The sequence below is a fragment of the Agromyces hippuratus genome, from assembly GCF_013410355.1.
Lineage (GTDB): Bacteria > Actinomycetota > Actinomycetes > Actinomycetales > Microbacteriaceae > Agromyces > Agromyces hippuratus.
The window spans coordinates 2,356,572-2,381,389 of record NZ_JACCFI010000001.1; the positions used below are offsets into that span (position 1 = coordinate 2,356,572).

The following is a 24,818-nucleotide window of genomic DNA, read 5'->3' on the forward strand; positions in this document are numbered from 1 at the left end:
GGTGCGCGGCCCGGGTCGGTCGAATAGGCTGTGCGCCATGCTTCGGGGGAATCGCATGCTCATCGCCGGTCTCGCCGGCCTCATCGCCGCAGCCGTCGTGACGACGGTCGCGATCGCACCGGCGTCGGCCGCGACGACCGCGAGCTGGGCGGCCTGGGCGCCGCTCACCGGCGCCGGCGGTGCCTTCCAGACCACGATGACGCTCGCAGGGCAGCCCGCGCTCGCCGCCTCGGTCGCGAGCGACTCCCGGGCCGGGCAGGTCGGCGTCATCTCCGGAGCATCCGCTTGGCTCGCACAGGGCACTCCGGTCGGCGCGAAGTACGGCTCGAGCCAGAACCAGCCCTACCTGAACCTCCGCCCGAAGGCCGACACGCCTGCGGGCGCCTCGACGACGACGTACTCGTTCCCGACCCCGACCCCGTCGACGAACTGGACGTTCGTGCTCGGCGACATCGACGCCGACCAGGTGCGCATCTCGGCGGTCGGGGCGGACGGTGCGGCGCTCACAGCCGACGAACTCGGGTTCCGGGGCGGGTTCAACTACTGCGCTCCGGGCGTCGTCGGCAAGCCCTCGTGCGCGGGCGACGCGGCCGACGTGCCGAGCTGGAATCCCACGACGCTCACGCTCACGGGCAACGCGGCCGCCGCCGACACGAGCGGGGCATCGGCCTGGTTCGAGCCCTCGGTGCCGATCTCCTCGCTCACGTTCGTGTTCGCCCGGCGATCGGGGCTGCCGGTCTACCAGACCTGGTTCGCCTCACTGGCGCGTGACATCACGGGCACCGTCACCGACGCCGGCACCGACCCGGTCGACGGAGTCGCCCTCAACCTCGTCGACGCCAGCGGCACGATCGTCGGCACCACGACCACTGCCGGCGGCGGCCTCTACGGCTTCCCCGGCTTCTTCGCGACCGACGGGTACACCGTCGAGGCGGTGCTGTCGACGGGAAAGATCGCCGTCGACGCCTCTCGCAAGCCCGCCGACCTGTCGACCGCCGACGCCGTGGTCGACTTCACGATCCGCGACATCGTGCCGGTCGCGGTCTCGGGCAACGTCTCCGACTCCGACGGCAATCCGATGCCCGGGGTCGTGGTGACGATCGACGGCATCACCACGACGACCGACACGAACGGCGACTACCTCTTCGACACCGTGCCGGTGGGCACGCACACGGCGACGATCACGACGCCCGACGGCTACACCGTCACGACGAGCCCGCCGCCGTTCACCATCCCCGACGGCGTCGAGACGCCGATCACCGATGTGGACTTCGTCGTCGCGGCGAACCCGATGCTCTCGGGCACGGTCACCGCTGCGGGTGCCGGTGTGCCCGGCGTCACGATCACCGCGACCGGCCCGGGCGGCACCCGCTCCACCGTGACCGGCGCCGACGGAGGCTACCGCTTCCCGCTCCTGCCGACGGGCGACTACACGATCGAGATGACGACGCCCGACGGCTCCATCGCGGTGGGGCCCGCGACGCGAAGCGAGTCGGTGGCGGTAGACGACGTGACCGGTGTCGACTTCGCCATCGCGAAGACCGGCAGCATCGAGGGTGCCGTCGCCGCCGACGACGGCACGCCGTTCCCCGGCGCGACCATCACGATCACCGGCCCTGACGGGTCGACGCCGATCTCGAGCGGCCCCGACGGCACCTACGCGGCAGACGCCCTGCCGCCCGGCGAGTACACGATGACGCTGACGGTTCCGGCCGGGTACACCGTGGTCGGGCCCACGACGCTCACCGTCACCATCACCGAGGCCGGCGAGGCGTTCAGCGACCAGGACTTCGTGCTGCTCGCGGATGCACCGACCCCGACCACACCGCCCAGCACGCCGCCGGCGGGCGGCTCGACGCCCACCGGCACACTGCCGGCCACCGGCGTGGACCCCGCCTTCGGTGCCGCCGCGTGGATCGCACTCGGCACGCTCGTCGTCGGAGCCTCGGCGATCGCGACGACCCGAGTGCGCCGCCGCTCGATGCGCTGAGCCGCGAGCCCCGCCGCGAGCCCCGCCGAGAGCCGACGGAGCCGCCCGGGTAGACTCGCCCGGTGCTCCTGCCCGTCGCCGTCTCCGTGCTCGTCGGCGCACTGGCCCAGCGCATCACGGGCATGGGCTTCGCGCTCATCGCCGCACCCGCGCTCGTGATCCTGCTCGGCCCGTTCGACGGCGTCGTGCTCGTGAACCTCTGCGCGGTGCTCTCCTCGCTCCTCATCCTGCCGAGGGTCTGGCGACACATCGATTGGCAGCGATTCGGATGGCTCGTCGTGCCGGCGCTCGTCGGCACCGCCGTCGGCGCGCTCGTCGCGGCACGCCTGCCGGGGCCGGTGCTCCAGCTCGGTGTCGGCGTGCTCGTGGTCGTGGCGCTCACCGTGTCGCTCGCCGTCACCCGCACCGACCACGTCGCGACGGGTCCGTTTCCGGCGATCGTGGCCGGCGCGGCATCCGGGTTCATGAACGCGTCGGCCGGCGTCGGCGGACCGGCCCTCAGCGTCTACGCGGTCGCGACGCGCTGGCCGCAGGCGGGTTTCGCCGCCACGGCCCAGCCCTACTTCGTCGTGATCGGGGCTGCCTCGCTCGTCGGCAAGCTCGGGGCGACCGGGTGGGCGCTGCCCGAGCTCGAGCCGGGCGCCTGGCCGCTCGTCATCGGCGCGCTGCTCGTCGGCCTCGGCCTCGGCGAGCTCCTGCACCGCCGCATCCCCCATCATGTGGCGCGTCTCGCCGTGATCGTGATCGCGTACGCCGGCGGCGTGGCCGCGATGATCGACGGCGCGTTGCAGCTCTGGGGCTAGCTGCGCTCGCGCACCTCGACCGGCTGCTCGCCGTACTCGGCGAGTCGCGCTTCGAGACCGGCGCGCACCTCGGGCCACTCGTCGATGATGACCGAGTACACGGCGCTGTCGCGCCAGCTGCCGTCGGCCCGGCGCTTGTGGCGGCGCAGCACGCCGTCGAGCTGCGCCCCGATCCGCTCGATCGCAGCGCGCGAACGCGCGTTGTTCGCGTCGGCCTGGATCTTCACGCGGCCGAACCCGCTGCGGAACGCGAGGTCGAGCAGCAGCAGCTTCGCCTCGGGGTTCACCGCGCTGCCCCAGACGCCGGGGTCGTAGGCCGTCCAGCCGATGTGCGCCGACTCGTTCGGCAGGTCGAAGTCGGCGAGCTTCGTGGCGCCGACCACGCGCCCATCGCCGGAGCCGCCGCACAGGCGAACGGTCCACGGCATCGCCGTCTCGCCGGCCGAGTAGTAATCGCGCGCGAACGCGTCGTAGGCGTCGGCATCCGCGGGCAGCCCGGCGGGACCGCCGCCGTAGCCTCCCGCGAAGACCTGGGGCCGGCAGAGCGCTCGGTACAGCTCGGGGATGTCGGCGACCTCGAACGGGTTGAGGCGGATGAATCGGCCGACGAGCTCGTCGGCGGCGGGGCGCTGCGCAGTCACGGTTCGAGTGTGCCACGCGCCGGTAGCGCGCACGTGGCCGATCAGCGACGAGACGGATCGTCTCGTTTCGCAGGCCTTCCCCTCGACCGGCAGCACCCCTACGATGACGGGAGCACGACCACGACGAACGAAGGGTGGGGGGCCATGGGTTCTCTGGACGACATCACGAAGAAGGCGCAAGACTTCATCGAGGAGAACAAGGACAAGATCGCCGAGGCGCTCGACAGCGAGCAGGCGGAGGACATCAGCGACAAGCTGCTCGACGGGGTCACGGAGGCCGCGAAGAAGGTCGTCCCCGAAGAGCACCACGACAAGATCGATGGTGTTCGCGAGAACATCGACGGGGCCGTCGGCACCGAGAAGTAGTCGACCGGATTCGATAGGGGGCGGATGTCACGGACATCCGCCCCCTTCGTCGTCCCCGCCCGGCTCGGCGACGCGCCAGGGGCGCGCTCGCTTGCGACCCGGCAGCCGGGTTGCCACGATGGAAGTGGCGATCACGCCCACGAAGGGGGAACTTCACTCAATGGATCACAAGCCGGCCACGGACACCATCCGGGCACAACAGGCGGCGGCACTCGCGCAGCTGCCGTTCGACGACACACGCGACTTCGACGATGCCGATCGCGGCTTCATCGCGGCCCTCGAGCCCGGTGTGGTGCGAAACGACGCCGGCGATGTCGTGTGGGACAACGACAGCTACGCGTTCCTCGAGGGCGAGGCGCCCGCGACGGTGCACCCGAGCCTGTGGCGGCAGTCGCAGCTCGTCGCGCGCCAGGGCCTCTACGAGGTCGTCGAGGGCATCTACCAGCTGCGCGGCATCGACCTCTCGAACATGACGATCGTCGAAGGCGACACGGGCATCATCGTGATCGACCCGCTCATCTCGACTGAGACCGCGGCCGCCGCCATCGCGCTGTACCGCGCGAACCGAGGCGACCGCAAGGTCGTGGCCATCATCCACACGCACTCGCACGTCGACCACTTCGGCGGTGTCTTCGGCGTGACCTCGCAGGCCGAGGTCGATGCCGGCGCGGTGCAGGTCATCGCCCCCGAGGGCTTCGTCGAGCACGCGGTCGCCGAGAACGTCTACGCCGGCACGGCGATGGCGCGGCGCGCGGGCTACATGTACGGCGCCGCGCTCGAGCGCGGGCCGCAGGGTGCTGTGGGCGCCGGCCTCGGCCAGACGACGTCGACCGGAGCCGTCGGCATGATCGTGCCGACGCTCGAGATCACGACCACGGGCGAGACGCACACCGTCGACGGCGTCGAGATCGAGTTCCAGATGGCTCCCGGCACCGAAGCGCCGTCGGAGATGCACTTCTACTTCCCGCGCTACCGCGCACTCTGCATGGCCGAGAACGCGACGCACAACCTGCACAACCTGCTCACGCTCCGCGGTGCCGTCGTGCGCGACCCGCACGTCTGGTCGCAGTACCTCACCGAGGCCATCACGCGATACGCCGATCGCACCGACGCCGTCTTCGCCTCGCACCACTGGCCGACCTGGGGCCGCGAGAACATCGTCGAGTTCCTCTCGGTGCAGCGCGACCTCTACGCCTACCTGCACGACCAGACGCTCCGCCTCGTCAACCGCGGGTACACCGCAGCCGAGGCCGCGGAGATGTTCGAGATGCCGCCGGCACTCGATCAGGCGTGGAGCACGCGCGGCTACTACGGTTCGGTGAGCCACAACGTCAAGGCCATCGTGCAGCGCTACCTCGGCTGGTTCGACGGCAACCCGGCACGCCTCTGGCCGCACCCGCCGGGCGCGATCGCCACCCGCTACGTCGACGCGATGGGCGGCATCGACCGCGTCGTCGAGCTCGCACAGGCCGCCTACGACTCCGGCGACTTCCGCTGGGCGGCGACGCTGCTCGACCACGCCGTGTTCGTCGACGAGCGCCACGAGGCGGCTCGGGCCCTGTACGCCGACACGCTCGAACAGCTGGCGTACGGCTCCGAGAACGGCACGTGGCGCAACTTCTTCCTCTCGGGTGCGACCGAGCTGCGCGTCGGCAACTTCGGCACGCCGACGAAGACCGCGGCCCCGTCGATGCTCGCCCAGCTGACGCCCGAGCAGATGCTCGACGCGATCGCGATCAAGGTCGACGGCCCGAAGGCGTGGGACCTCGACCTCGCGTTCGCGATCGTGCTCACCGACCTCGACCGCCGCTTCCGGATCACGCTTCGCAACGGCGTGCTGATCTACCTCGAGAACGGCGCCGGAGACGTCGAGCTCACGCTCAGCCTCACGAAGGGCCGACTCCTGGCGCTCCTCGGCGGCGACTCGACGTCAGCCGGCGTCGCGACCGAGGGCGACGCCTCGGTGCTCGAGCGGCTGCTCGGGGTCATCGACCCGGGCGACGAGGCATTCGCCATCGTCACGCCGTAGTACGCGCGACGCTCCACGAGCAACGCCCGGCCGGGACATCCCGGCCGGGCGTTCTTCGTTCCTCCGCTTCAGAGAGTGCCGTGCCTCAGCGGGTGCCCAGCCTCAGCTCGGCCCGGCTCCGCCGACGGCGCACGACCACGAACGCGACGAGCGCCAGCCCGCCGCCCGTCAGGAGCAGCGCCCAGGTCAGGCGTGCGGCGAGCGCGTCGCCGTCGAAGCCCGTCGCGGGCAGCGGCGGGGCGAAGCGGTTGTCGACCGTGATGGTCACGATCTCGTCGTCGCCGACGACCACCGGGTTCGCCTCGGTCGCGCTCACGGCGACCTCCACCGCGCCGCCTGCGTCGACCTCTTCGGCCCAGCACTCGGCGCCGACCGGCAGCTCGTCGAATCGCTTCGTCTCGCCAGCCGTGATCGTCACCGACTCGGCGTCGAGCGCGAAGTACGGGTCGTTCGCACCGCGATCGAGCACGCAGGTGAGTGCGATCGTGAAGGACTTGCCCGCGGCCTGGTCGACCGCACCGCTCACCGTCTTCTCGAGCTCGATGCCGCCGTTGTCGAAGGTGTTCGTCGCCGTGATCGTCAACAACTGCGCCGTGTCGGATGCCTCGACGATCGCCGCGTTCTCGTACGAGTCGAAGTCGACCGTCGCGCTCGATGCGCCGCCCGCATCCGTCTCGGTGGCGAAGCAGTGCGTGCCACCCGGCAGGTGCACCGGGTCGCCGTTCGCGTCGACGACCTCGATCGTCTCCCCCGCAGCGATCTCGATCGCTCCGTCGTAGAGCGTGACGAGCTCTCCGTCGACCTCCACCTGACACGTCAGCTGCACCGTGAACACCGCGTCGGCGACGTACTCTGCGTCGGCTGCCTCACCGTCGGCCTCCTTGGTGAGCTCGACGGTGCCGAGCGAGAACTCGTTGACGAACCCGGCGGTGACCACGGTCTCGACGCCCGCCTCGGCCTGGTCGGCGATCGTGACGGTCACCGGCGCCGCCGGGTCATCCGCGTGGCCCGCATCCGTCTCGGTGACGACGCACTCCGCTCCCACTGGGATGCCGGTGATCGTCCGACTCCGGAACGGCCCGTCGCCGCCGTCGCTCACCACGACGAGCTCCTCGTCGACCACGGTCGTGTCCTCGTAGGTGCAGACGACCTCGAAGACGTACTCGCCCTCGGAGAAGTCACCTGCTCCGGGGCCGGACATCGACTTCAGCACGTCGACCGCCCCGGTGCGGAACTCGTTGTCGATGTCGACCCGCACAGGGTCCTCGGCCGAGGCATCGCCCACGATGATCGGCGTCTCGGGCGTCACCGACGACGCGGTGGCACCGCCGTCGTCGATCTCGGTGACGTCGCACTCCGCCCCGGTGGGCAGGTTCTCGACGAGCCACACGTCGCCCGGGGCATCCTTCGTCAGGGTGTGCGTGCCGTCGTAGACCGTATCGGGGTCCGCGGCCGGGAGCGTGCAGACGAGCCGCACCTCGAAGTCGCCGAAGCTGCCGCCCCATGCGTCGGCACCGGTGCCGGTCACCGACTTCACGATCTCGACCGAACCGACGGAGTAGCTGTTCGTCACGGCGACGAGGGTGACCGACTGGCCGGTCTCGTCGTCGGGCAGCACGGTGAACTCCGCACTCGTGACGTCGCCGCGGTCGTCCTCCACGCCGTCCTGCGTGACGACGATCGACGTGTCGGCACCGGCCTGATCGGTCTCCTCGACCGTGCAGACCGAACCCACCGGCAGCGGCTCGAACGGCAGCGACTCGCCGGCCGTCAGCTCGAAGTCGACGTCGAACACCGTCTCGCCATCGAACACGCAGCTCGCGTTGAACCGGTAGACGGTGTCGTAGACGATGTCGTCGCCGCTCTGGTTCTCGGCGCCGCCGTTGTCGACGGCCTTGCTGACGGTGAACCCGCCGAGCTCGTAGGTGTTCGTGACGGTCACCCGCTCCAGCTCCGAGCCGTCAGGCGCCGGGTGATGGATGTCGGGCCGGGACGTCAGGTCTCGGCGCGCCGTCACCTCGCCCGAGCGGCCGTCGGCACCGGCTGGGTCGTACGTGACCGTCGAGCCCTGTGCCGCGATCTCCTGCACGGTGCACTCGGAGTACATCGGCAGGTTCGTGCCCTCGCCGAAGACGACCTCGGTACCATCGGCCGGCACGGTCACCGGAGACGAAGGGCTTCCGTCGCCGTCGACGAGCGAGACCGGTTCACCCCCCGAAACGCACTGCACGTCGAAGTCGTAGGAGGCGGGCAGCGGCCACTCGGCAGGCCAGTCATCGGGGACGACGACCTCCTTCTCGAGTGCGATGTCACCGGTCGGCACGGCCACGCCCGAACGCACCGGCTCGACCGGACCCTGGTAGATCTCCTCGGCATCGAACTCGGCACGTGAACCGGCCGCGACCGCGTTCCACGCGATGGGCAGTCCGCCGTCCACCGCGGCGGGGTTCGAGTACGGGGTCTGCGTGTCGAAGGTGAGCCCACCGGACGCCCGCGGCGAGAGACCCCGCCCGTCGGGCCAAGTGACGACGACCTTGATCGCCCTGGCCTGGGCGAGCTCGGCCGCCGGCGTGGCGTCGGTGAACTCGATCCAGTCGCGCGTGCTCACATCGCCGTAACACGGGTCATCGGTCGGCATCGACGTCGTGCGGGTGCTGAACTCGATGTCCGACGCGTTGCAGGCGGTCGCGGGAACCGTCGTCAGGTAGTAGCTCCTGAACGAGATGGTGGGGTCGAGGATGGTGACGTTGCCGAGGAAGACCGGCGACCATTCGGAGCCGCGGTTCGTGCCGATGGTCACGCCGGTGTCGCCGATCGCCGGCAGCACGTCGATGCCGCCGATCGACTCCACGGGGACGTTGCCGAGGTTCGTGAAGGCGATGGCCCACCGCTCGATGCCGCCGGGGCGGGTGATCGGAACGCAGTTGCTGAGGTAGAAGCCGGGGATCAGGGCGTTCGGCTGGGCGCATGCGTCGGCCGAGTCCGGGTCGGTCGTGTTGAGCACCCCGAGATCGTCGTAGTTCGCGTCGCCCGGCGCTGCACCGGGGATTCCGGCGCCGACGCCTCGCACGCCCTTCTGCAGCGCGATCGGGGCCGCCGCTGACGGGTTGACCGTCGTATTCGACGCGCAGTCGTCGACGACCTGCGTCGCGGGTACCGGCTGGGCGAATGCCGTCGATTCGCACGTGTCGAAGGTGCGGTCGCTCGTCGCGGAGATCGTGTTGCCGACGGGGGTCCCCGGTGCGAGGCCGGGCCGGAACTGCAGGGCGGCCGAGATCACCAGCACGTCGCCCGGTTCGAAGACGAACCCGTCGGGAACCGCGATCGTCACGACCCCGGTGGCGGTGTCGAGCTCGCCCGAGAAACCGCTCGCGTCGAGCACGGTGCCGTCGCCGGCCGTCAGCGTGAACCCGAACACCGGGTCGGCGCCGGGCTGCGGCACGAGCAATGACCCGCTGGCGTCCGTCGCGACCTGGTCGGTGAGCTCGAGCCCGGTCATCGGCCAGTCACCGGTGTTGGTGACGGTCATGCGGTACGGGATCGCGCCGGTGGGCGGGAACTGCTGCGAGGCTGCGCCATCCGAGCCGTTGCCCGGGGTCTTCTCGACCTTGATGGCGTTCTGCAGGTGCAGCAGTTGCGTGAAGTCGGAGGCGACGTCGTCCGCCTCCCAGGTCGTGCCGCCCTCCTCGTCCCAGGCGCCGACGCCGTGCACGTCGACGATGTCGGTCGTCCGACCGTGGACTTCTTCACCCGGCGCCAGCGGCTGACCCGGCTGGGTCGAGGGAACCGGCACGGAGTCGACTTCGCCAGCCGGCCCGTAATGCAGGAATTCGAGGCGATCGGCCGTGAACGAGATCGGCACGATGGGGTTCACCGGGTTCTCCCAGTTCGACAGGTCGTCGTCGACGCGCACCGCGAACCGCAAGCCGCGAACGTCTGCCGCGTCCACGCCGTCGGGCAGCACCGGCAGCACGGTGCCATCGGCCGCTGCGTCCTGCCAGTCGCCGGGCACCCAGCAGGCGGTCAGATCCGCCGAACCGCCGCAGGTGTAGACGAGCCGATTCGTCACCGGCTGGATCGTCCACTCGACTCCGACGAGTGCCGAGACCTGCAGCTGGTGCAGGTTCGGCGGGAGCGTCGCAGTCGGGAACGAGGCGAACTCGAAGGCGTTCCAGAACGTGGGCTCGTCGTCGGTGATCGTGAGCACGGTCGTGCGCACGTTGCCGGTCGGCTGGCCGGTGAGCGCGACCGTGTAACCGTCACGCGGTTCGTTCTCATACCGCGACTCCGGCGTGATCTCCTTCGTCGCCGCCACACCGTAGGTCGCTGTGACGAACGGGAGCGTCGCCGTCGAGGTGCCGGCCGCTTCGTCGAGCGGCAGCCCGCCCGGTCGCGTCACCTCGGCGCCGGCGACGTTCGTCGCCAGGTCGCCGACCACGATCGGGACCGCGGCGCTGCGATGCATCTGGCGCATCTGGAAGGTGAGTAGGACTGTGCTCGACGACGTCGAGAGGATCGAGATGCCCCCGGGGTCGGTGTGGCGAACCGTCACGCCGATCACGTCGGCGAGGTCGCCCGACGTGAGCGCGAGCGCCGCGTCGATCGAGATCGGCGCGTCATCGGCGCCGCCCTCGCGGGTCAAGATCACGGTCGACGAGGTCGCATCCGCCGGCACCGTGATCGAGTCGATGGAGTACAGGTTGAGGTAGTCGTACGCCGTGGTGGCCGAGCCCGGAGCCGGGTCGCTGACCTCGAGGGTCTCGACGGCGGCCTCGGTCTGATTCGTCGCGGTGATCGTCGCGGTCGTCAGCGGATAGTCCGCCTGCGGCGTGTCCGGTGCCGGCACGGGGAGCTCGGCCGGGTCGAACGCCTTCGTCACCTCGACGTTCACTGCGGCGTCGAGGATCGTGATCTCGTCGGCATCGGTCTCGGTGATCGGCTGCACCCCGGTACCCACGATCTGGGCGGTGTTCCTGACGACGCCCGCCTGGCCCGAGTTGTAGGTCTCATCCGGGTGCAGGTCGCCGGTCACCGGCCCGCCGTCGCTGCGTGTGAAGTCGCGCAACTCGAAGACGAGGTCGAGGTCCCGGTCGTGCCCGTACGACGGTGCGACGCCCGACCCTTCGACAGGGCCGGTGCCGTCGCCGCGGTGGGATCCCTCTTCGTAGGTGAGGCGCACGGCGCGCGTGGAGGCGACCTCGTCGGCCGACAGCGTGTAGCCGGGGAACGCTCCGTCGCACGCGGTACCGTCGCCGCACGCGGCATCCGTGACGTCGTCCCATGTGCCGGTGTCGCCGTTGAACAGCTCGACGGCGGCGATTCGGTCGTACTGCATGGTCGGGTCGAGGGCGCTGTCGATCGCGGCGATTTCGACGAGGTTCCACGCATCGAAGGTCGACTGCGCGATCGTCGCGTCGCTGTAGTCGGGGCCTGCGGTCGGATCGTCGGTGATGACCACCGAGTCGAACGGGAGGCCTTCGGTCGACCACGAGATGCGAGCCGTGCGGCGGTCGCCGCTGAACGCGAAGAGCGGTTCGGCGGGGTCGACGATCCAGTGCTTCTCGAAGAGGTCGGGCCCCGGTCCGCCGCCGTCGATCGGCTTCAGGTCGATCTCATCTCCGTCGGTCGCGGTGTTGTCTTCAGGGCTCGTGTCGTTGGGGTTCTCGACCTCGGAGCCCGCGGTGTTGGCGACGGTCAGGGGGTTGGCGGCCTCGGCGGCATCCGCCACCGATCCCGACCCGTCGCGGAAGTCCTCCCGCGTCTCGACCGTGATCGTCGGGGCGACCTGGAATCCCGGCGGGAGCAGCTCGCCGGACTTCGGGGTGTACACGAAGCGGATGCCCTCGATGTCGTCCTGCAGGTCGGCTGGGATCGTCACGACCAGGTCGCCCTCGCCGTCGAGCTGGCCGCCCGGCAGGTCGACCCACTCCTCGCCGTTCCAGTACTGCACCTGCAGATCGGCGTTCGCCGGCACGCCCGCGACGATCTGACTGGCGTCGAACGTGTTCCAGAACGGCGTCACCGGGTCGCCGGGTTGCGGGTCGGCCGGGTCGCTCACGATCAGCACCTCGGAACCGATCGTCGAGGGATTCGGCTGCTGGTCGTTCACGTTCGCGAGGAAGCTCACGTCGGTCGTCGTGCCGGGCACCGCCCAGACCTCGTCGCGCGCGATGTTCTTCTCGATCGTCGTCGAGACCCGGCCGGGCTGCCGCGTGATGTCGGCAGAGTCCTCGTCAGTGCCCGACAGCCCGACCTCGTCGGTGACGGTCGTCGTCGTGTCGTTGGTGCTCACGACGTCTTCGGTGTCGACGGGCTGCGCCGTCACCGTGAACGGCAGCGTCGCGGCGGCGTTCTGGATGATCGGGCCGGTGAAGGTCACCGTGAAGCCGACGACGCCCTCCGTCGTCGGATCAGGCAGGGTGTTCGGGGCGTCTGCCGTGAGGGTCTCCTCGGTGCCGTCGTCGTAGACGTACGTCACCGAGGCCCCGGTGGCGTTCGGCGGCCACACGACGCCGTCGGTGAACCCGTCGAAGTCGAGGCCCTGCTCACCGAGGTCGGGCGAGCCCGGCGTCGGCTCCTGGATGACCATGGAGGTGACGGGGCGGAACCCGTTGGTCGACGTGATCGTCGCGGTGGTCTGCTGGCCGGCGAGCAGGTTCGGATTCGCGAACGACTTCGTCGTCTCGACGAACGGTCCGGTGTTCGAGACCACCGCATCACCCGGGGCGGTCTTCGGCACGCTCGAGTCGCCGTGCACGACGATGTTCGACGACGCGGTGTTGGGCACCTCCACCGCCTGGTCCCTTGGAATGGTCTCGACAGTCTCGTTCGTCTCGGCGCCGATGCCGATGGATGCCTCCTCGCCTGCGGGCGTCGGCGGCAGCTGGCCGGTCGTCGAGCTGAAGGTGAAGCGCAGTCCCTTCACGTCGGAGAGCGGGTCGACCTCGGGGATACCCGAGGTGTCGGCGGGAATCGCGCCCGAGTAGTCCTGATGCCACACGCCGTCGGCATCGAGCCACTCGACCGAGACCTGGTCGGCGCCCGCCGGCGGAGTGATCGAGGTGATGCCGGTGAAGTCGAAGTAGGTGTCGAACGGGCTCGCGACGCCATCTGCCGGGTCCTGCACGACGATCTCGTCGACCGAGCGGTTCGAGGCGTTGCCGCCGCCGATCGTGTAGTCGACGGGCTGGCCGGGCAGCGCGGGGATGCCGGGCGCGCCGTCGGGCTGGTGGTCGTCGACCGATTTCTGCACGGTCGAATCGAGCACCTCGGGCACCTCGAGCGTGATCGTCGCCGAGGCATCCTTCGACAGCGCGTTGGTGCCGGTCGCCGAAGCCGTGTTCGTGATGCTCGCACCGTTGTAGTCGGCGCTGATGTCATCGGGCACCTGCACGAAGACCGTGATCGAGGCCTTGGTTCCGGCCGGCTGGCCGATGCCGGCACCGCCCTGCGTGGTGAAGTCGACCGTGAAGTCCGATGGACCGACCGCCGCCGTGCTCGTGCCGCCACCGCTCACGGAGACGGCGGGGCTCACCGATGGATCGAAGATCAGGGGCGCCGGCAGCGTGTCGTTGAGCTCCGCGCCGACGCACGTGTCGACGAGGTTGCTGTTGCAGGTCAGCTCGATCGTGTAGCTGAACTGCTCGCCCGGCTCGTACGGCGAGGTGTCGGGGTTGACGCTCTTCGTGAGGAGGAAGACGGCGTCATCCGGTGCGGCGACGGCCGGCAGCACGGCCGGAGTCGTGAGCCCGATCGCGAACACGACTGCCACGACGCCCGCGAGCGTACGACGGATGATCGACATCTTCTCCCCTTCGCCCTCGGCCATGCGACCGCCCCTGGGCTGTATCGGGTGCCCGTCGAAGGGACACCCGATTCGACCCTATCGAGGACGTACGGGGGGAGGAAAGGGCTCGCCGACAGCCGTCGGCGTTCGGCGCGTCAGCGCGTGTCGCGTGTCGCGTGTCGCGTGTCGCGTCAGCCGAGCAGGTCGTGCAGGGTGACGATCTCGTCGCGGCCGGGGCCGACGCCGATCGCCGAGATGCGCGAACCGCTCATCGCTTCGAGCTCGCGCACGTACGACTGGGCGTTGGCGGGCAGGTCGGAGAACTCGCGGGCACCCGAGATGTCCTCGGTCCAGCCGGGGAACTCCTCGTAGATCGGCTTCGCGTGGTGGAAGTCGGACTGCGAGACGGGCACCTCGTCGAAGCGCTGGCCGTCGACGTCGTACGCGACGGCGACGGGGATGCGCTCGATGCCGGTGAGCACGTCGAGCTTGGTGAGCACGAAGTCGGTGACGCCGTTGATGCGCGACGCGTACCGCGCGATGGGGGCGTCGTACCAACCGGTGCGGCGCTTGCGCCCCGTCGTCGTGCCGAACTCGTGACCCTGTTCGGTGAGGAAGTCGCCCCACTCGTCGAAGAGCTCGGTCGGGAACGGGCCGGCGCCGACACGGGTCGTGTAGGCCTTGATCACCGCGATGACCCGGTCGATCTTGTTGGGCGCGATGCCCGAACCGGTGATCGCGCCGCCGCTCGTCGCGTTCGACGAGGTGACGAAGGGGTAGGTGCCGTGGTCGACGTCGAGCATCGTCGCCTGGCCGCCCTCGAAGAGCACGGTCTCGTCGCGCTCGAGCGCCTGGTGCAGCAGCAGCGCGGTGTCGGTGACCATCGGACGCAGACGGTCGACGTACGACAGCAGCTCGTCGACGATCTCGTCGACGGAGATCGCCCGACGGTTGTAGATCTTCACGAGCAGGTGGTTCTTCTGGTCGAGCGCGCCCTCGACCTTCTGCCGCAGGATGTTCTCGTCGAACAGGTCCTGCATGCGGATGCCGACGCGGTTGATCTTGTCGGCGTAGGCGGGGCCGATGCCGCGACCGGTCGTGCCGATCTGGCGCTTGCCGAGGAACCGCTCGGTCACCTTGTCGAGCGTGCGGTGGTACTGCGTGATGAGGTGGGCGTTGGCCGAGATGCGCAGCTTCGAGACGTCGACGCCTCGCGCTTCGAGGCCCTCGAGCTCTTCGAAGAGCACCTCGACGTCGACCACGACGCCGTTGCCGATGACGGGCGTGACGCCGGGCGTCAGGATGCCCGACGGCAGCAGGTGCAGGGCGTACTTCTCGTCGCCGATGACGACGGTGTGGCCGGCGTTGTTGCCGCCGTTGAACTTGACGACGTAGTCGAGGCGCGAGCCGAGCAGGTCGGTCGCCTTGCCCTTGCCCTCGTCGCCCCACTGTGCACCGATGAGTACGGCCGCGGGCATGTCAGTCCTCTCCTGCCGCCGCGTCGGTCGCGGCGGGTTCTGCAATCGGGTCGCCGACGATCGCCTCAGCGGATGCCGCGGGCTCGAACAGCACCGCAGCACCGCCCACGATCGTGATCAGCTGGGTCGGCGTGAACTCGGAAGCGATGCGCGCCGGGGCCTCGGGGTCGGCGGTGGCGAGCTCATCGGCGAGTCGGGCGGCGCGCTCGTCGAGGCCGAGGCCCTCGGCTGCACGCCGCTGAGTGTCGAGGGCGCGCAGATAGGCGCGGTTGGGCTCGTCGGACCACGAGACCGGGTCGCCCGGCTGCCAGCCGCCGGCGGTGAGCTGCTCACGGGCGAGGTCGGCGGCGACGGAGGCGAAGGCGAAGGACTCGAGCGTTCGCCCCTCGGAATCGGCGAGGTCGGCGAGTTCGGTCCAGGCGAGCGGCGACGACGGATGTCCCGTGACGACCGCCGCGACCGACGCCCGATCGCCGTCGGCGATCGCCTGGCGCACCTCTGGTTCATCGGCGAGCGAGGGCTCGGGCTCCGGTGCTGATTGGTCTGGAGTCACACTCAACCTTATCGCGGGGGCACTCACGGGTTGAGGAGGAGCGAACCGGCTTCTCGAAACCCACGAGGGGCCGGACCATTCGGTCCGACCCCTCGCTGCGAATCCGCTCGGACTGCTACTGCACGACGTTGAGCGCGTTGATGTTACCGGCTCCGTAGAAGCCGTTGCGCTCACCACCGGTGCAGACGGCCGGCCATCCCGGGCGCGGTTCGAAGACGCCGTCGGGGCACGGCAGCGACTCGGAGGTGCGCTCGAGCAGCGAGGCGAGTGCGCCCGGCTTCATGCCCGGGTGCGCCGACACGGCGAGCGCCGCGACGCCGGCCACGTGCGGGCCCGCCATCGAGGTGCCCTGCTTGTAGCCCCAGCCGCCGCCCGGGTAGACGGTCGAGAGCACGCCGTCGGAGGGGGTCGACGAGACGCCGCCGGTGCGGAAGCGGGTGTCACCGCCGGGAGCCGTCACATCGACGACGCCGAGGCCGTACGACGAGTAGTAGCTCTTCTGCTCGTTCGGGCCGACGGCCGAGACCGTCACGACGCCCGGCGCCTCAGCAGGCAGGTCGCGGCACGCGCCCGTGATGGTGCGATCCTCGACCGGGTAGCTGCCGTCGTTCGGGCTCGACGAGTCGATGAACTTGTGCTGCAGGTCGACGTTGCTGTTGCCCGCCGAGGCCACCGTGAGGGTGCCCTGCGCCGTGGAGTACGCGAGTGCGCGCTGCACGGCCTGCCACACCGGTCGCTGACGCGGGTCGTTCACGCAGTTGAACTCCCACGGGTCGATGAAGTAGCTGTTGTTGGTGACGGGCATGTCGTGGTCGGCCGCCCACAGGTAGCCGCAGATCGCGGCCTCGGGGTAGATGAAGCCGTCGTCGTCGACGACCTTGACCGAGGCGACCTTCACGCCCGGAGCGACGCCCGCGATGCCCACGCCGTTGATGGCAGCGGCGATCGTGCCGGCGACGTGCGTGCCGTGGTCGGAGGTGGTGGGGCTCCATGCCGCTTCACTCGTGTCGGCCACGCCGCCGATGCACGAGGCGCTCTGGTCCTTCGCGACCTGCGTCGCGAGGTCGGGGTGGGTCGCGTCGATGCCCGAGTCGAGCACGCCGACGACGACCGACGGGTCACCCGTCGTGATCTCGTGCGCCTGGTCGACATCGATCTGGGTCATGTCCCATTGCAGACCCCAGTACTGCTCGCCCGTCGGGTCGCCGGCGGCGTCGACCGCGGATGCGTCGAGGGCGACGGACTCCTCGTCGTCGACGAGCGTCGTGCCGAGCCCCTCGGTCGAGGCGACGGATTGGACGCCCGCTCCCGCGACGGAACTCGCGAAGGCCGTGTTCGTCGAGCGCACGACGAGCACGCCGATCTGGTCGTACGAGGCCACGACCGTGCCTCCGGCAGCGGCGACGCGTGCCGCCGCCTTCGCGACGCTCTTGCCCTGCGGCGCGAGCACGAGGTAGCCGGTCTCCGGCCCGGTGGCCGCGGCAGGCGCCGCCACTGCGGGTGCCGCAGCCGCCCCGATGAGGCCGATCGCCAGGGCGGCTGCTGAGGCCACCCCGACCAGTCTGGATTTGTTCATCCCTGTCTCCGTTCGACACGAGTGGAGTACCGCCGGCCGGGTCGGCAGGCGGACCGGCCCGTCCAGAGGGTGCGACGAGCGGAGGCAACGTTGATGCCGCGCGGCCGGTGGCGCGAGTCTATTGCCGAAGGTGCGGCAGGGCTAGGGCGAGCCGACGACGCACCGCAGCAGGAGGGCGCGACCGGCAAGTAGGCTGGTGGGCATGTCGAAAGTCCTCTCCAGCCTGCCCGTCGGCGAACGCGTCGGCATCGCCTTCTCCGGCGGCCTCGACACCTCGGTCGCGGTCGCGTGGATGCGCGAGAAGGGTGCAGTGCCCTGCACCTACACGGCCGACCTCGGCCAGCCCGACGAGCCCGACGTCGAGGCCGTTCCCGGCCGCGCCATCGAGTACGGCGCCGAGATCTCGCGCCTCGTCGACTGCCGGGCCGCGCTCGTCGAAGAGGGCCTCGTCGCGCTGCAGTGCGGCGCCTTCCACATCCGCTCGGGCGGCAAGGCGTACTTCAACACGACCCCGCTCGGCCGCGCCGTCACCGGCACGCTGCTCGTGCGCGCGATGCTCGAAGACGGCGTCGACATCTGGGGCGACGGCTCGACCTACAAGGGCAATGACATCGAGCGGTTCTACCGCTACGGCCTCATGGCCAACCCGCGCCTGCGCATCTACAAGCCGTGGCTCGACGCCGACTTCGTCACCGAGCTCGGCGGCCGCGCCGAGATGAGCGAGTGGCTGCAGCAGCGCGATCTGCCGTACCGCGCCTCCGCCGAGAAGGCGTACTCGACCGACGCGAACATCTGGGGCGCGACGCACGAGGCCAAGGTGCTCGAGGAGCTCGACGCCGGCATCACCACGGTCGAGCCGATCATGGGCGTGAAGTTCTGGGACGAAGACGTCGAGATCGCGACCGAAGACATCACGGTGCGCTTCGAGCAGGGCCGGCCGGTCGCGCTCGACGGCGTCGTCTTCGATGACGCCGTCGCACTCGTGCTCGAGGCGAACGCCATCGGGGGCCGCCACGGCCTCGGCATGAGCGACCAGATCGAGAACCGCATCATCGAGGCGAAGTCGCGCGGCATCTACGAGGCACCGGGCATGGCCCTGCTGCACATCGCCTACGAGCGCCTCGTGAACGCGATCCACAACGAAGACACGATCGCGAACTACCACAACGAGGGTCGCCGCCTCGGGCGCCTCATGTACGAGGGCCGCTGGCTCGACCCGCAGTCACTCATGCTCCGCGAGTCGATCGTGCGCTGGGTCGCCTCGGCCGTCACCGGCGAGGTCACCCTGCGCCTGCGCCGCGGCGACGACTACACGATCATGAACACGACGGGCCCGTCGCTCAGCTACCAGCCCGAGAAGCTCTCGATGGAGCGCGTCGGCGACCAGGCGTTCGGCCCCGAAGACCGCATCGGTCAGCTCACGATGCGCAACCTCGACATCGCCGACTCGCGCGCCCGCCTCGAGCAGTACGCGCACCTCAACCTCGTGGGCGGCGCGACCGCCGCGCTCGTCGGCGACCTCGCCGTCGGCGATGCGGCGCAGATCCTCGCGGGTCCGGCCGAGTCCGACCTCGACGTCGCGACGGATGCCGCGAACGAGGCCTCCGCGTTCGACCTCGGCACCGACTGACGCACGAGCACCGCGGCGAGATCACTCGGGCGAGCCGTCCCCCCGGGCGGCCCACCCGAGCTGTCGATCGCTTCCCCCTGCTGATCGACCGCCGAGCCGGGCAGTTGCTCAGCTCGGAGGACGTTCCCCGGTGCAGCCGTTCTCGGCGAAGTCGGGGTCGCCACGACCCTCGAACCAGGTCGGCGTGCCGTGGTCGTCGTACCAGAAGCCCGGGTAGACGTCTTCTTCGTCCTGGTGCTTCGCGTGCGCCTTGACGACGGCGATCTTGTCGGTCTCGATGTAGACGAACGGGTTCTTGGCACTGTGCGTCGCGTGGCAGTACGGCACCTTGTGGTCGCCGTCGACCGGTGACGTCGCGTTGGCGACGGCGCCGGCTCCGAGCACGCTGATCGCGATGAACGGCACTGCGGCGAGCCCTGCCGTCAGACGGCGTGTGATGGTTGACATCGGTGAGTCTCCCCTCGACTCGGGTCTCGGGTGCCGCTGCCAGATGGAGTGACGCACCCGGTGCGAGTGCCGACGTCGCCGGTACCGCGCACACCTGAAGGGTAGGCCGATGCACACCGGCAGGCGTACCCCAAACCGGGGGACACGAACAGTGGAGCGGGCTCTCGAACAGTGGGCCCGGGTCAGGCGGCGGTCTGCTGGTGCGCCGCCACCCGCCACGAGCCGCCCTCGATGAGGTACGTCGTCGACATGCGGAGGTTCACCGTGTCGTCGCCCCGACGCGCCACCGCCCGGTAGACGAGGATGCCGGCACGATCGCCGAGCCGGATCACCGCCGGCTCGTGCAGGTGGTACTCGTCCCACGGCGGCGCGCTCCGCATCGCCGTGAGGATCTCGTCGCGCCCGAACGCGGCGCCGTCGACGATCATCAGGGCGTCGCGGGTCATGGCACGTTGGTAGTGCTCACCGCCCCGACCCTCGACGATCGCCCGCCATCCGGCGTGCTCTTCATGCATGAGTCGAGCGGGCAGATCATCGGTGATCTCGGTCATGCCCCCAACGGTAACCGCGAACGGATGCCGCGGGAAGAGGCCGCGCGAACGGGCCGGGAGAAGACGACGGTCAGAGCCAGCCCTTGCGCTTGAAGAGCCCGTACAGCACGCCCGCGAAGGCGAGCATCAGCGCGATCGCGAACGGGTAGCCCCATCGCTCGTCGAGTTCGGGCATGTGCGTGAAGTTCATGCCGTAGATGCCGGCCACGAGCGTCGGCGCGAAGATGATCGCCGCCCAGCTCGAGACCTTCTTGGCCTGCTCGCTCTGGGCGACGGCGGCCTCGGAGAGCACCTTCGTCTCCTCGTTCTGCCGCTGCGCCACGAGCGTCGAGTGCACCTGCAGGGCGTTCTGCAGCAGCTGGCGGAACGTGTCGCCGCGCTCGACGATGCGGATGACGTGGTCCTTCACGTCGCGCAGGTACCGCTGCAGCTCGAGGTCGATGGCGTACTTCTCGAAGCCGCGCTCGAGGGCGTCGAACATGCCCACGAGCGGCCGGGTGGCGCGCTGGAACTCCATGACCTCGCTCGCGAGGTCGTAGATGCGCCGAGTGACCTCGGGATCGCCCGAGAAGAGCTGCTCCTCGATCTCGTCGATGTCGTTCTCGAGCCCGAGGTCGACCGGCGAGTATTCGTCGACGACCTCGTCGAGCACGGCGTAGAGCACCGCCTCGGGGCCCTTCGCGAGCAACTCGGGCGAGGACTCGAGGCGACGGCGAACCCGCGCGAGGTTCGGCGACTCGGCATGGCGGATCGTGATCGCGAAGTCGAGGCCGATGAACACGTGCAGCTCGCCGAATTCCACCTGCTCCACCTCGTCGAGGTAGCGCGCAGGGCGCAGCACCACGAAGAGGGTGTCGCCGTAGCGCTCGAGCTTGGCCCGCTGGTGGCCCTTGCGCGTGTCCTCCACCGCGAGGGGGTGCAGGCCGAACTCCTGCGCGAGCGCATCGAGCTCGGCGTCGGTCGGCCGGTAGAGCCCGATCCATGCGAAGCCCCCGTGCTCGGCGCGCCGCTCGAACGTCTCGTCGAGGGACGTCGGGGTCGCGACGCGCGTGCCGTCGCGGTAGATCGCGTTGTCGATGACCGTCATCGGGCCCAGTCTGTCAGGCATCTGCCGGTTGAGCTCGCTGAAACCCGGTCGTGAGCGGGCTCAGGTTCCGACAGGCTCAGGTTTCGACGGGCTCAGGTTTCGACGGGCTCAGGTTTCGACGGGCTCAACCTGCAGCGGGCGGCACGGCGTGCGTCAGCACCCACGAGTGCATGGCGATCGCGGCCGCGGCGCTCGCGTTGAGCGAACGGGTGGAGCCGTACTGCGTGATCTCGACGATCGCGTCGGCGGCTGCGGTCGCTTCGGGCGAGAGCCCCGGGCCCTCCTGTCCGAAGAGCAGCACGCAGCGCTCGGGCCATGCGAACGCCTCGATCGGCACGGAGCCCTCGACGTTGTCGACGGCGATCACGGGCACGGATGCCTCGTGCGCCCACTCGGCGAAGGCCGCGACATCCGGGTGGTAGACGACGTGCTGGTAGCGGTCGGTGACCATCGCGCCCCGCTTGTTCCAGCGGCGACGGCCGATGATGTGCACGGTGTCGGCCGCGAAGGCGTTCGCACTCCGCACGATCGAGCCGATGTTCATGTCGTGCTGCCAATTCTCGATGGCCACGTGGAACGGGTGCCGGTGCTCGTCGAGGTCGGCGACGATCGCGTCCATGCGCCAGTACCGGTACCGGTCGATGACGTTGCGCGTGTCGCCGTGCTCGAGCAGCTCGGGGTCGAAGTGCGGCTCATCCGGCCACTCGGCCTCACCGCCCGGCCACGGCCCGACGCCGTGGGTCAGGGCGGGTTCGGGGGTCGATTCGGCTTCCACCATGCAAGGGTACGGCCCGGTGCGTGCGCGACGGGCCGGGGCGAGGCCGGTCTCGGTCGTCGAACGAGATATCGCCGCGGCGGCGACCCGGCCTCCGCGCTACGGGCGCGGTCCGTCGTCCTTCCGGTCCACGCCGTCGACGCCTGACGTCCGGCGGGAGACGACCCCCGTCTCGTATGCCAGCACCACGGCCCGAATCCGATCTCGCAGGCCGAGCTTGCTCAGGATGCGCCCGACATGGGTCTTCACCGTGGTCTCGGAGAGGAAGAGCTGCGCCCCGATCTCCGCGTTCGAATCGCCGCGCGCGAGGCCGAGGAAGACGTCTCGCTCCCGGTCGGTGAGCTTGCGCAGGACGGCGTCGGGGTCAGCGGTCGGCGCGATGAGATGGTCGAGGAGGCGACGGGTGGTCGCCGGAGCGATGACGGCGTCGCCGTCGTGGACGTGCCGGATGGCGGCGATGATCTCCTCGCCGGGCGCGTCCTTCAGGATGAACCCGCTCGCTCCGGCACCGAGCGCGTCGAACGCGTACTCGTCGAGGTCGAAGGTCGTGAGCACGAGCACCTTGGGAGGATCGTCGAGCTTCTGGATCTCCCGTGTGGCCTCGATGCCGTCCATGACCGGCATGCGGACGTCCATCACGACGACATCGATCTGCTCGGTCTCGAGCACTCGGAGCGCCTCGCGGCCCTGACCGGCCTCTGCGACGACGTCCATGTCGGGTTGGGACCGAGCCACCATCGCCAGCCCCTGTCGGAGGAGTTCTTGATCGTCGACGATCAGCAGGCGGATCACGGCAGTCTCCGGTCGTCGTAGGGGATGGTCGCGGTGAGGGTGAACCCCTCGCCCGCCCGAGCACGGATCTCGAGCGAGCCTCCGATGATCTGCAGCCGCTCCCTCATGCCGTCCAGCCCGGCACCGCCCGCGTCATCGTCGACACGGGGGCCGGCGCCGGAGTCCTGGATGCGGATGACGAGCCGGTCGGGCTTCCAGTCGAGGCTGAGACCGGCCCTCGGTGAGGGCCCTGCATGCTTGAGCACGTTGGTCAGTGCTTCCTGCACGACACGGTACGCGGCGAGGTCGGCTGCGGGGCGCAGCCGACGCTGGTCACCGGATGCCTCGTCGACGAGCTTCACGCCCGCTTCGCGCACCCGGCTCACCAGCGCCGGCAGATCTGCCAGGCCCGGTTGGGGCACGCGCTCGGTTCCGACCTCCGACCGCAGCACGCCCAGCAGCCCGCGCATGTCCTGCAGGGACTCGCGGCCGATCCTCGAGATCGTGGCGAACGTCGCGGCAGTGGGCGCGGTCGGATCGGAAAGCCGGCCGCCTTCGGCTTGGCTCACCATCACCGCCAAGGAGTGGGAGACGATGTCGTGCAGTTCTCGGCTGATGCGATCCCGTTCGGCGCGAGCCGCCTCCGCACGTTCCCGCGCCCGGTCGGCATCGGCCCGCTCTGCCTTCTCCCGCAGTTCCGCGAAATGGGCGTCTCGCACCCTGGCGAGCCTGCCCAGCGCCCACAGGCAGAGGATCGTCGCCGTGATGCCGAGCGTCAGCGCCGCACGCCAGATGATGAGCTCGCCGTCGTCGGATGGCCTGCCCCAGACCTGCGGATTCCAGAGCCGAACCACGACGACGGCGGCCACGGCGAGCGCGACGGTCAAGCAGGCCCAGCTGGCGCGTGCGCCGAGCACGCGCGCCGCGGTGAACACGAGCACCCCGAAGACGAGGATGCTCGGCAACGCGAACGCCGGAAACGCGTTCCCCGCGGCATCCTGCAACGGAGGAAGCAGCGCGAGCACCAGTGCCATTCCCGCGCCGATGCCGAACGCGAGTCGAGGCCAACGGCGCCGCAGCGCCGTCGCGACATGCAGCATGACGACCGCGACCCCCGCGAGAACCCGCCACACGAGTGGGCTGTCGGAGAGCTGCAGCAGGCGCAGCGACACGAGGCCCAGCGGAATCGCGTAGGCCGCGGCCACGATCAGATCGGTGAGCGCAGGATTCCTCCTGAACAGGCCGTCCCGCCGCCCGTCGGTCGTGGGCCCTGCGTCGACGATGGAGTTCATCCGCTCACCAGACCTCGTGGGCTTGTGGATCGGCGCAGCAGCTCCTGACCGGCGGTTCGCCTGTGGAGGTAGGCGAGCGCTGCGATCGCAAGCGCCGCGCCCCACAACGGGAAGAACATCTCGGGCAACCACGCTCCGGGCTCGTGCTCCGCCCCGGTCGCTCCGAACTCCTCGCCTGCGAGTCGCTTCCTCACGTACATCAGGCCCGCCGACATGATCGGCAACGAGATGGCGATCGCGAGGGAGGCGGGGAGCCGCGGCGGAATCGCCCGCCCGCGCAGGAACGGCACCCACCGCGGCCAGACTTCGCCCCAGGGGCAGACGAGGCCGAGGGTCAGCACGGCCCCGAGGAGGGCGACGCCGCCCAGACCGGCCCCGATGGGTGCGGCGTGGGCATCGTCGAGCCGCTGCATGAAGCTCGGGCTGATGCCGATCGGCACGCCGGCGAACCATCCGATTCGCGTGACCGCGTACCCGACGGGAATGACGACGGCCACGCCGGTCGCCCAACGGCCCACGCGAAGCGCGGTCGCGGCCTGCAGCCCCGGTGCCGGGTGATCGGCCGTCATCTCGCCTGCGCGATTCCGTGCCATCAGGCCGCGAATGCCGAGGGAGGTGAGGCCGGCACCGGCGATCATCAGAACCATTTGGTTGATGTTCGGCCAGATGAGCATTGTCGCCATGATATGCGGGTCGACGTGACCGAGGAGGGCCGCAACGGCCATCACCGGCAAGTAGGCGGCGAACACCAGCACCCTGAAATCCGTGAGGACGACGGCCAACGCCACGCCGACGAGCACGGCGGCGGCCGCGGGAACGCGAGCAGCCGGACGACGCGCGATCAGCACGACCAGCACCCCGGCGAGCGCCGCCGCCCCGGCGAGGATCCAGCCGCCGACCTGGCTCGGCAATGGATCCATCACCGAGGCACGCGGCCCGGCCCCGCCGCCGGAGAAGGGGTATCCCGATGCACCGAGACCCCATGCCGCACCCGCCACGAGATAGGCGGCGGCCCATGCGGCCGAGATCCACCACGGCACCGA

The 24,818-nt window shown here is 70.1% G+C and carries 17 protein-coding genes; 5 read left to right on the plus strand and 12 right to left on the minus strand.

Annotation, left to right across the window (positions count from 1 at the left end; all coding sequences use genetic code 11):
• The first annotated feature begins 37 nt into the window (after positions 1-37).
• Positions 38-1,990 carry a carboxypeptidase regulatory-like domain-containing protein gene (locus tag BJY17_RS10995; protein ID WP_179551380.1) on the plus strand — a complete coding sequence of 651 codons (1,953 nt, stop codon included), beginning with the start codon at positions 38-40 and terminating at the stop codon, positions 1,988-1,990.
• Positions 1,991-2,052: 62 nt separating this feature from the next.
• Positions 2,053-2,793, plus strand: a complete 741-nt coding sequence (locus tag BJY17_RS11000) for a TSUP family transporter (RefSeq protein ID WP_179551381.1) — start codon at positions 2,053-2,055, stop codon at positions 2,791-2,793.
• Here BJY17_RS11000 and BJY17_RS11005 read toward each other — a convergent pair.
• Positions 2,790-3,434 (minus strand): GNAT family N-acetyltransferase, encoded by a 645-nt coding sequence (locus BJY17_RS11005; protein ID WP_179551382.1) that lies wholly within the window; start codon positions 3,432-3,434, stop codon positions 2,790-2,792. The genes BJY17_RS11000 and BJY17_RS11005 overlap by 4 nt on opposite strands.
• 144 nt (positions 3,435-3,578) lie before the next feature.
• Between BJY17_RS11005 and BJY17_RS11010 the strand changes: the two genes are divergently transcribed.
• Together BJY17_RS11010 and BJY17_RS11015 are read left to right on the plus strand one after the other, a co-directional pair.
• Positions 3,579-3,800, plus strand: coding sequence for an Rv0909 family putative TA system antitoxin (locus BJY17_RS11010; RefSeq protein ID WP_179551383.1), 222 nt, complete (start codon positions 3,579-3,581; stop codon positions 3,798-3,800).
• Between the two features lie 160 nt (positions 3,801-3,960).
• On the plus strand, positions 3,961-5,829 hold the full coding sequence (locus BJY17_RS11015; RefSeq protein ID WP_179551384.1) for an alkyl/aryl-sulfatase: 1,869 nt from the start codon (positions 3,961-3,963) through the stop codon (positions 5,827-5,829).
• 85 nt (positions 5,830-5,914) lie between these two features.
• Here BJY17_RS11015 and BJY17_RS11020 read toward each other — a convergent pair whose 3' ends face one another.
• The 4 genes from BJY17_RS11020 to BJY17_RS11035 all read right to left on the minus strand — a co-directional run bounded on the left by BJY17_RS11020 (position 5,915) and on the right by BJY17_RS11035 (position 17,222).
• Positions 5,915-13,657, minus strand: coding sequence for a DUF5979 domain-containing protein (locus tag BJY17_RS11020; protein ID WP_179551385.1), 7,743 nt, complete (start codon positions 13,655-13,657; stop codon positions 5,915-5,917).
• A 149-nt stretch (positions 13,658-13,806) separates the two neighbouring features.
• On the minus strand, positions 13,807-15,093 hold the full coding sequence (locus BJY17_RS11025; RefSeq protein WP_179551386.1) for an adenylosuccinate synthase: 1,287 nt from the start codon (positions 15,091-15,093) through the stop codon (positions 13,807-13,809).
• A 1-nt stretch (position 15,094) separates the two neighbouring features.
• A complete protein-coding gene (locus tag BJY17_RS11030; protein WP_322789815.1) occupies positions 15,095-15,646 on the minus strand; it encodes a DUF3151 family protein in 552 nt (183 codons plus the stop codon).
• A 115-nt stretch (positions 15,647-15,761) separates the two neighbouring features.
• Entirely contained in the window at positions 15,762-17,222 is a 1,461-nt protein-coding gene (locus BJY17_RS11035; RefSeq protein WP_179551388.1) for a S8 family peptidase, read from the minus strand.
• Positions 17,223-17,424: 202 nt separating this feature from the next.
• Here BJY17_RS11035 and argG point away from each other — a divergent pair, with 202 nt between their 5' ends.
• Positions 17,425-18,852, plus strand: a complete 1,428-nt coding sequence (gene argG / locus BJY17_RS11040) for an argininosuccinate synthase (protein ID WP_179551389.1) — start codon at positions 17,425-17,427, stop codon at positions 18,850-18,852.
• Between the two features lie 108 nt (positions 18,853-18,960).
• On the opposite strand, the gene BJY17_RS11045 is transcribed toward argG, so the two are convergent.
• From BJY17_RS11045 to BJY17_RS11075, 7 genes are all read right to left on the minus strand, one after another.
• A complete protein-coding gene (locus tag BJY17_RS11045; RefSeq protein WP_179551390.1) occupies positions 18,961-19,299 on the minus strand; it encodes a hypothetical protein in 339 nt (112 codons plus the stop codon).
• Positions 19,300-19,481: 182 nt separating this feature from the next.
• Positions 19,482-19,850, minus strand: coding sequence for a nuclear transport factor 2 family protein (locus tag BJY17_RS11050; RefSeq protein WP_074259632.1), 369 nt, complete (start codon positions 19,848-19,850; stop codon positions 19,482-19,484).
• A gap of 70 nt (positions 19,851-19,920) precedes the next feature.
• On the minus strand, positions 19,921-20,937 hold the full coding sequence (gene corA / locus BJY17_RS11055; protein ID WP_179551391.1) for a magnesium/cobalt transporter CorA: 1,017 nt from the start codon (positions 20,935-20,937) through the stop codon (positions 19,921-19,923).
• A gap of 124 nt (positions 20,938-21,061) precedes the next feature.
• Complete coding sequence (locus BJY17_RS11060; protein ID WP_179551392.1) at positions 21,062-21,715, minus strand: TrmH family RNA methyltransferase; 654 nt, start codon at positions 21,713-21,715, stop codon at positions 21,062-21,064.
• A gap of 96 nt (positions 21,716-21,811) precedes the next feature.
• Positions 21,812-22,504, minus strand: a complete 693-nt coding sequence (locus BJY17_RS11065) for a response regulator transcription factor (protein ID WP_322789816.1) — start codon at positions 22,502-22,504, stop codon at positions 21,812-21,814.
• Entirely contained in the window at positions 22,501-23,775 is a 1,275-nt protein-coding gene (locus BJY17_RS11070) for a sensor histidine kinase (protein ID WP_179551393.1), read from the minus strand. Before BJY17_RS11070 ends, BJY17_RS11065 begins: the two co-directional genes overlap by 4 nt.
• Positions 23,772-24,815, minus strand: coding sequence for a hypothetical protein (locus BJY17_RS11075; RefSeq protein ID WP_179551394.1), 1,044 nt, complete (start codon positions 24,813-24,815; stop codon positions 23,772-23,774). Before BJY17_RS11075 ends, BJY17_RS11070 begins: the two co-directional genes overlap by 4 nt.
• Positions 24,816-24,818 lie beyond the last annotated feature (3 nt).